General features: G+C 49.3%; 7 protein-coding genes. 4 read left to right on the top strand and 3 right to left on the bottom strand.

Translation table 11 applies throughout. The features are described from left to right. Positions 1–346: 346 nt before the first annotated feature. The gene (locus tag AACP44_RS07535) at positions 347–1678 is read right to left on the bottom strand and encodes an MFS transporter (RefSeq protein WP_339339879.1); all 1332 of its coding nucleotides are present in this window, start codon (positions 1676–1678) and stop codon (positions 347–349) included. 58 nt (positions 1679–1736) lie between these two features. On the opposite strand from AACP44_RS07535, the gene AACP44_RS07530 reads away from it, so the two are divergent. Continuing rightward, positions 1737–2030, top strand: a complete 294-nt coding sequence (locus AACP44_RS07530) for a hypothetical protein (RefSeq protein ID WP_339339877.1) — start codon at positions 1737–1739, stop codon at positions 2028–2030. 34 nt (positions 2031–2064) lie between these two features. Here AACP44_RS07530 and AACP44_RS07525 read toward each other — a convergent pair whose 3' ends face one another. Continuing rightward, a complete protein-coding gene (locus tag AACP44_RS07525; protein ID WP_339339876.1) occupies positions 2065–2976 on the bottom strand; it encodes a LysR family transcriptional regulator in 912 nt (303 codons plus the stop codon). A gap of 111 nt (positions 2977–3087) precedes the next feature. Here AACP44_RS07525 and AACP44_RS07520 point away from each other — a divergent pair, with 111 nt between their 5' ends. The 3 genes from AACP44_RS07520 (at position 3088) to AACP44_RS07510 (ending at position 6238) form a co-directional block, all read left to right on the top strand. Beyond that, complete coding sequence (locus AACP44_RS07520; protein ID WP_339339874.1) at positions 3088–4242, top strand: iron-containing alcohol dehydrogenase; 1155 nt, start codon at positions 3088–3090, stop codon at positions 4240–4242. Between the two features lie 21 nt (positions 4243–4263). Next, complete coding sequence (locus AACP44_RS07515; RefSeq protein ID WP_339339872.1) at positions 4264–4695, top strand: thioesterase family protein; 432 nt, start codon at positions 4264–4266, stop codon at positions 4693–4695. Between the two features lie 88 nt (positions 4696–4783). Further along, positions 4784–6238 carry an NAD-dependent succinate-semialdehyde dehydrogenase gene (locus AACP44_RS07510; RefSeq protein WP_339339871.1) on the top strand — a complete coding sequence of 485 codons (1455 nt, stop codon included), beginning with the start codon at positions 4784–4786 and terminating at the stop codon, positions 6236–6238. A gap of 224 nt (positions 6239–6462) precedes the next feature. On the opposite strand, the gene AACP44_RS07505 is transcribed toward AACP44_RS07510, so the two are convergent. Continuing rightward, positions 6463–7788, bottom strand: a complete 1326-nt coding sequence (locus AACP44_RS07505) for a hypothetical protein (RefSeq protein WP_339339870.1) — start codon at positions 7786–7788, stop codon at positions 6463–6465. Positions 7789–7954 lie beyond the last annotated feature (166 nt).

The raw sequence follows: 7954 nt of genomic DNA, 5'->3' as shown, positions 1-7954 counted from the left end.
ACTGTCGAACCCGCAGCAGTAAATCCTGCACTTTTTCGCTGTATTCAAAATCCATCACCGCCTCCTAATTCCGATAGAGTCATCGGAGTTTCATATGTCAATTGCGTTCGATTATAATAACCGCGCTCAAAAGCCCGTTATCATATTCGGACAGATATCGAATTCGTCACTTTCGATTTAGCAAAAAAATTGCTTGTTTAAGAAGTTAAAATACAAGAGCAGCATGTTCGGGCAAGCATATATAAGTAGCTTGTAGCTGAACTGGGGCAAGACAGGAATCAGCGAGCAGTAGCTAGGTGCCAAGCTGTTAACTTCACAGTGCTACCACTGCGCTGAAACAGACGTTTTATACACTTTGTGTTTTCTGTGTCGCCAAGGCACGACCACATAACCATGCATGCAGAGCCCCCCACATACCGACGAGGCTAAAACAGGCCAAGGCTACACCCAATGCATCTTCGCCATAACGATGAGTCAGCAGGTCACTGAGAACACCTACCAGCAAAGGCCCCAAGCCCATGCCGATAAGATTAACAAACAGCATCATAATGGCCGAAGAGACGGCGCGCATATTGATTGGCGATAAGGTTTGCACCATGGCTAAGGTTGCGCCCATGGCGTAGTTAGCCGCAAAGCCTGGAATAATAAACAGCACGATGGCAGTGGTTAGCTCGTCGGCCAGCAGGCCCATAATGAAAAACGGCATCGTAAAAAACGGCACGATGGCAATCATCCACATGCCGTACTGAAAACCTCGAGCAGCCAAGCGATCAAACACCTTACCAGCCACCAATCCGCCGATCGCCCCCGATATGCCAAACAGACCCGCGATCAACATACCTGTCTGAGATTGACTGAGATCATGTGCTCGCATAAAAAAAGTCGGTAACCATTGGGTTAAGCCATACGACATCATGCCGACAGCTATCGAACCAAAAATCAAATGGCGCATGGCGGGGTTTTGCCACATAGCCCTAGCGGTGGTGAGTAGGGGGGGCGGCGGCTCGCTGGCTTGTGTCTCAAACGTGCCTCTGGCAGGCTCTTTTAGCATCTTGAGCATCACGACAGCCAGTAACAGGCCCGGCACACCCACGACCACCATCGCGGCACGCCAACCATGATGTTCGGCGACAATACCACCGCCAACAAAACCCAGAATCATGCCAATGCTGCCACCCAGCATTAATATGGACATGGCGAGCGCACGACGCTGCGGAGGAAAATAGTCTGCAATGATGGAGTGGCTGGCAGGGTTCACGCCGGCCTCCCCAATACCCACTCCGATTCTCATCAACAATAGACTGATAAAACCAACGGCCAGACCGCAGAAAGCAGTCATTAAAGAAAAAATTACAAGACTGGCAAGAATGATGCGCTTGCGGCTGTACTGATCAGACAGACGTGCAATAGGCAGGCCCATGGTGGCGTAAAACAGGGCGAATGAAACACCACCCAACAAGCCCAACTGGGTATCGCTTAAAGCAAACTCCGCTTTTATCTCCGGAAACAAAATGGACAAAATCATCCGATCGCACATCGACAGGGCATAGGCCAACATCAGCAGGATCAGGGCAGAGCGGTGACCATCCAAAGGCTGGCGGTCTATTGATGCTGTAACATCCGTCACTCCTGCACTATCGCCAAAATTACCTGCCTGATCATTAACATTAATATTCATACTTGCTCTTACTTATACTTATTAATAGGTGCGCATTGGGGTATGCGGAGATTGCCGAATGACCGCAGCGCTTGATTATAGTAAGCACGCACAAAATCTCGCAATCATATTCGGACATATATCGGCTTCATCGCCTTCGATCGAGCAAATAGAAATAGATCTACTCAACCGAGCCAATCAAATTATTACAAATTTGTTTGCCGTTGCTGATTCTCAGTCGTGGCGCCTTGGCATTTTGTTTTTATCCCTTATCGTTGCAGAGGCGATTAGGCAGACTGACGACAAACTACTGAAACGGACAAATAGCGGATCGTCTATCATCGCCACAGGATCATTTTTAATGTTTGGGTAGCCACTTTGGATGATCCTTGCAACTAACTGTCAAGTTACTCAACTTCCATAAGCGAAGCTACATCCGACAATCGTTCCAATAACCACTGATGCGCGGGCGTCGACGCATGACGCGGATGCCACAAGATATCCACCGTAAAGGCACCCAACTCCATTGGCAACGGCAATACCTTCACTGGTAGCAACTGACAAAAATCATCAGCAAACCGCTCTGGCAATACCAGAGCCAAGTCCGTTTCCGCTACCACCATGGCAGCCGTCGTGTAGTTAGGAATCACCGAGACAATTTTGCGCTGATGACCCTGGTCCTGTAACCAGCGATCCACCATGCCGCGGCGCTCATTGCTGGACACCCACACATGCCCCAAAGCTAGATATTGCTTTAAGGTAATACGTTTTTTGATTTGCGAGTGATCTTTACGCACCAGACAACACAAACGCTCTTCCAACCACAACTGTCGCTGCAGTCTAGGGCTGAGATCAAAAAAGCGCCCCATGGCGAAATCGAATTCACCGGCCTCCAGTGCTGCTTCCGGATTTTCTGGGCCAAAATTTCTGATTTGGACTTCAATCCCTGGGGCCTGACGCTCAAGCAGTTTGAGCAAACGCGGTAATAACAGCAGTGCTACATAATCTGTAGCAGCAATTACAAAAAGCTGCTCGCTGTTGGCAGGATCAAAGCTCGCTGGCTTAACCAAGCATTGATCCAGCTCCAGCAAGGCTCGCTGCACCGGCGCAAAAAGCTCCAGCGCCCGCGGTGTGGGCTCCATACCCTGCCGAGCGCGCACCAGTAGCGGGTCGTCAAGCATCCGGCGTAGCCGATTGAGCGCATTGCTTACCGCAGGTTGAGTCAGAGCCAACGTTTGGGCAGCCTTGGATACACTCCGCTCGCGCATCACCGCGTCAAAGACCACGAGCAGATTCAGGTCGATATTTCTAATATTCATATCGCGAATATATTAATCACAAATATAAATTATCAATATACAGATAATAAGAGGAAAATACAGCTATTAGCCCCTCACTACGTTGGCGGCCCCAGTTTGCTAAGAGGAATCATGAACAGTTTCACCTTTGCTACCACCAAATCAATTATTAATGAATCTGGCGCCTTGCAGCGTATCGGCGAGATCTGCCGCAATCAGCATATCAGCCGTCCGCTGATTGTGACTGACCCGGGCATTGTCAGTATCGGTCTGCTCGACAAGCTTGAAGCGGCACTAAAAGCGGCTGATATGCCCTACCACAGCTTTACCGATATTGTTGCCGATCCGCCGGAATCGATTGTGTTGGCCGCGCTGGAACAAGCCAAAACCGAACAGGTCGATGCTGTTATTGGTTTCGGTGGTGGTAGTTCCATGGATACCGCCAAACTGGTTGCCTTGATGGCCAAATCCGGTGAAACGCTGGAACAGATCTACGGTGTTGAACAAGCCAAAGGTCAGCGACTGCCCTTGATTCAGATCCCCACCACCGCCGGTACCGGCTCAGAGGTTACTGCTGTGGCCATTGTTACCACCGGTGAAACTACCAAAACCGGCGTGGTTGCCCCACAATTACTGCCCGATGTTGCGCTGCTGGATGCCGAGCTAACGTTGGGCTTGCCACCGCATATCACCGCCGCCACCGGTATTGATGCCATGGTGCACGCCATTGAGGCTTACACAAGCATCCATAAAAAGAATACCTACTCCGATATGCTGGCCCGCGAAGCGCTGTGCTTGATGTCCACTCATATTGAACAAGCCACTCACAATGGCACCAACCTTGAAGCTCGCCAAGCCATGCTGCTGGGAGCCTGTCTGGCCGGCCAGGCCTTTGCCAATGCTCCAGTGGCAGCTGTTCACGCGCTGGCCTACCCGCTAGGCGGCCATTTCCATATTCCGCACGGTTTAAGTAACTCACTGGTGCTGCCTCACGTTTTACGCTTTAACGCCGAAGCCGCTAGTGAACGTTACGCCGAATTAGCCGATGTGATACTGGGCGCTAATGCTCAGGGAGATGCCCTGCAGAAAACTCAACTGCTGATTAACTATCTGGAAGATTTAATCACCAAGCTGAAAATTCCCGCGCGCCTGCGAGATATGGACATCGAAGAGAAAGATCTGCCTATGCTAGCCGGCGATGCCATGCTGCAACAACGCCTACTCATCAACAATCCACGCGAAGTATCCGAAAGTGATGCGCTAGCGATTTACCAAGCTGCCTATTAATTTTTTATTAGAGAAGTAACCATGTCTGACCTACCAACACGTCAAAGCTATCGCTGGTTTATGCCCATCACCACCCGCTGGATGGATAACGATATATACGGCCATGTTAACAATGTGCACTACTATTCCTATTTTGACACCGTGGCAAACACCTACCTGATTCAGCAAGCAGGGCTCGATATTCATGATGGCGATATTATTGGCTATATTGTTAACTCTCAGTGCGATTATAAAAAAGCGATTAGCTTCCCAGAGAAAATAGAAGGCGGTTTTCGTGTTAACCGTTTAGGCAACAGCTCGGTGGAATACGGTATTGCTATATTTAAAGAAGGCGATAATGATTGTTGTGCTTTTGGGACCTTTACTCATGTGTTTGTGGATCGCAAAACTGAAAGGCCTGTGCCAATTTCTACACCGATGCGTACTGCATTGGAGTCTATGCTGGTAGACTAATCACATAGCCATTGATGTCATTCCCTCGAACGCGGCGATGCTGCATAGACGAACATTTACGCCCCCTAGCGAAATAAAGAGAATTTCCATGCAATTAAACAAGCCCAATCTCCTCCGCACCCAATCCTACATCAACGGCGAGTGGATCGACGGTGATAACGGCGCAACCGTAGACGTACGCAACCCAGCCACGGGCGACACCGTGGCCACTATTGCCAATCTTGGCGCCGACGAAACCCGCCGCGCTATTGAGGCAGCTGAAGCCGCCCTGCCAGCCTGGCGCGCCAAAAGCGCCAAAGAGCGTGCCAATATTCTACGCCGCTGGTTTGATTTGGTTATGGCTAATCAAAGCGATCTGGCGCAGATTCTCACCGCTGAGCAAGGCAAACCCCTGACAGAAGCTGCCGGCGAAATTGCTTACGGTGCCAGCTATATCGAGTGGTTTGCCGAAGAAGCCAAACGCATCTACGGCGATATCATTGCTCCGCCGTCCAACGACAAACGCCTGCTGGTGGTTAAGCAACCGGTCGGTGTTGTGGCCTCTATTACGCCGTGGAATTTTCCCAACGCTATGCTGACCCGTAAAGCAGCTCCGGCGCTGGCAGCCGGTTGTACCTTTGTCGGTAAGCCGGCCACTGAAACACCTCTGTCGGCTTTAGCTCTGGCAGTATTGGCCGAACAAGCTGGCGTGCCTGCCGGTGTTTTTAACGTTGTATGCGGTAACAGTTCGCGCGCCATTGGTGGCGAGATGACCAGCAACCCGATAGTCAAAAAACTGACCTTTACCGGCTCCACACCTGTAGGCAAAGCATTACTGGAACAATGTGCTGGCACAGTGAAGAAAACCTCTATGGAACTTGGCGGCAACGCACCATTAATCGTATTTGATAATGCCGATCTGGACGCAGCCGTTGCTGGCACCCTAGCCTCCAAATTTCGCAACGCCGGTCAAACCTGTGTCTGCACCAACCGAGTATTGGTACAGGAAGGCGTGTACGACGCCTTTACCGAAAAATTAACTACTGCAGTGAACGAATTTAAAGTCGGTGCCGGCACCGAAAAAGATGTCACCATGGGGCCTTTGGTCAATGCTAAAGCGACTAGCGATGTAGATGAGCTGGTTCAGGATGCATTGAAAAAAGGCGCTATCGCCACCACCGGCGGCGGTCGCTCGGCATTGGGGCATTGCTTCTACCAACCTACCGTGCTGGCCAATGCCGATGCCTCCATGCGTGTGTTTAAAGAAGAAATTTTTGGCCCTGTTGCCCCCATCTTTAAATTTAACACCGAGGAACAAGCCGTGGCCATGGCTAACGACACCGAGTTCGGTTTGGCCTCTTACTTTTACAGCAAAGATATCAGTCAAATTTTCCGTGTGGGTGAAGCACTGGAGTACGGTATTGTCGGTATTAATGAAGGTATTATCTCTAACGAAATGGCGCCGTTCGGTGGTGTCAAGGAATCCGGCTTTGGGCGTGAGGGTTCCAAGTACGGCATCGAAGACTATATTGAGATTAAGTATATGTGTCTGGGCGGCATTTAATCACAACAAATTAATCCCCTATCAGTTAACTCCATTTATACGCGCTGTTTAATTGATACGAAAACGCATAAACCATGGCGTTAATACGATTGGCGCAGGCATATTGTTGGTGCCAATCGTTATTGAAGTTGATGTACCAATAACGGTCGCCGGAGATCAGTAAGGCCACTACCAGAGCGATAGTTATCCTTAACTATCGTGTTTTCATTGTTAGCTCTTTATTTTTATAAAACGTAGACTCGATACAACAAACCGTGCGCTCCACTGGTCGTGTAAACATCACGACCCAAGCCCGGATAAAATGCCATAGACGCAGCATAACGACCGCCAGTAGCAACACGCCCTTTTTCCAATCCCGTTTCAAGATCAACAACCACCGCATCGACATTTTGGTCTTCGAGCACATCGTCAAGAACGACCTCACCCGTGTCGGGATAATATAGAACTTGATTGGAATTGGCGATATCGTGAGTCCACAAATGAGTAAAGTCTCCCGGCCCATTAAATCGCCACGCCCCCGTTTTCCTATTGACAGTATCAAAGGTCAAAAGAATTCGTTTATCTTGTACATAAAGCGGCGATGCAGCATGCCCTCCATTAGGCAAACCGAACGGGGTCAATGTATCCGTTGATCGACTATCCGTAGTAGAAACCCGATACACCCGCACCGGCGCACTATTGGGCTTGTTCAATGCAAAGGGTTTAGTACCAACGGGGTGTGCACGCATAATGCTTTCAAGCTGTGGCAGATCACCCATATCCATAAACCAGACACTGTCACCACCTACAGTATTGCACCAGGCAAAACCTTGGTCTTCGCTCGGCAAGTCATAGGAAGCACTCCAGTCCTTGTCCAGCAAGAGGTTTCGATTTTTGTAGATCAGACGATGAATATGGCTAGGCGTGGTGGCATAAACGTATTCGCCGTCTCCCGTCTGGTCAACGCAGAAACGACCAATTGAAGCACCAACAAACTCAACTTTTTTAACGATCTCCAAGGTATGTGGATCAAAAAGGGTGAAGACAGATTTTTTGCTGTGATCGTGTTCGAGATTGCGGGTAATCATCAGACCATCAGACAAAAGACTAACGCCATTATGGGCACGATCCACCGGAAGCTCCATCTCAGCGATAAGTTCAAGATCAAAACTCAGTTTATGAATGCGGTTACCAAAACCTGTGATAATCGTTCCGTCGGCAAGGATGGCAGCGCCACCACACCAATTGTGTCCGCCCGTGGATAGCTCTGGTGAGGCCTTGATGGTCTCAAGCGTCACCGGATCAATTTCCTCTACCCAGCCGATCGAAATATCCGTCTGAAAAGGCACAGAACAGCCAAATACAAACACCCGATCATCGGCATCAAGCGTACCTACCACCCACCTGTCCCTGGAAAACTTACGTGAGCTGACGTTTAGGCTTTCTCCCGGCTGAATATTCAGGCCGGGACTTTTTGCATGTTTTTGGCGCCTAATACCGCCATATTCGGTGGGGAAATTAGAGTGCTTATAATAGCCTGGAGAGGCTAAAGTGTAGTCTTGAAGTGTCATACTTATATTTTCCTTGGAAATGGATTGCAGGCTCTTTAACTGCAGGGTTGTCGGGATATTCAAATCAGGTTAACTATGGCTTGTACCAGATAGCTGAGGAATAGGCTCGCTCTTAATAACTTAATAACTTAATAACTTAATAACTTAATAACTTAATAACTTAATA

The sequence above is a fragment of the uncultured Oceanicoccus sp. genome (assembly GCF_963968385.1).
In the GTDB taxonomy this organism is placed as follows: Bacteria; Pseudomonadota; Gammaproteobacteria; order Pseudomonadales; family Dasaniaceae; genus Oceanicoccus.
The sequence above is the reverse complement of the archived record's forward strand: the minus strand, read 5'-3'. Positions and strand labels throughout refer to the sequence as shown.

Excerpts from the sequence above, each read along its gene's own strand:
- AACP44_RS07510 (WP_339339871.1), top strand. The coding sequence starts at position 4,784 with ATGCAATTAAACAAGCCCAATCTCCTCCGCACCCAATCCTACATCAAC.
- AACP44_RS07535 (WP_339339879.1), bottom strand. The coding sequence starts at position 1,678 with ATGAATATTAATGTTAATGATCAGGCAGGTAATTTTGGCGATAGTGCA.
- AACP44_RS07505 (WP_339339870.1), bottom strand. The coding sequence starts at position 7,788 with ATGACACTTCAAGACTACACTTTAGCCTCTCCAGGCTATTATAAGCAC.
- AACP44_RS07515 (WP_339339872.1), top strand. The coding sequence starts at position 4,264 with ATGTCTGACCTACCAACACGTCAAAGCTATCGCTGGTTTATGCCCATC.
- AACP44_RS07530 (WP_339339877.1), top strand. The coding sequence starts at position 1,737 with ATGACCGCAGCGCTTGATTATAGTAAGCACGCACAAAATCTCGCAATC.
- AACP44_RS07525 (WP_339339876.1), bottom strand. The coding sequence starts at position 2,976 with ATGAATATTAGAAATATCGACCTGAATCTGCTCGTGGTCTTTGACGCG.
- AACP44_RS07520 (WP_339339874.1), top strand. The coding sequence starts at position 3,088 with ATGAACAGTTTCACCTTTGCTACCACCAAATCAATTATTAATGAATCT.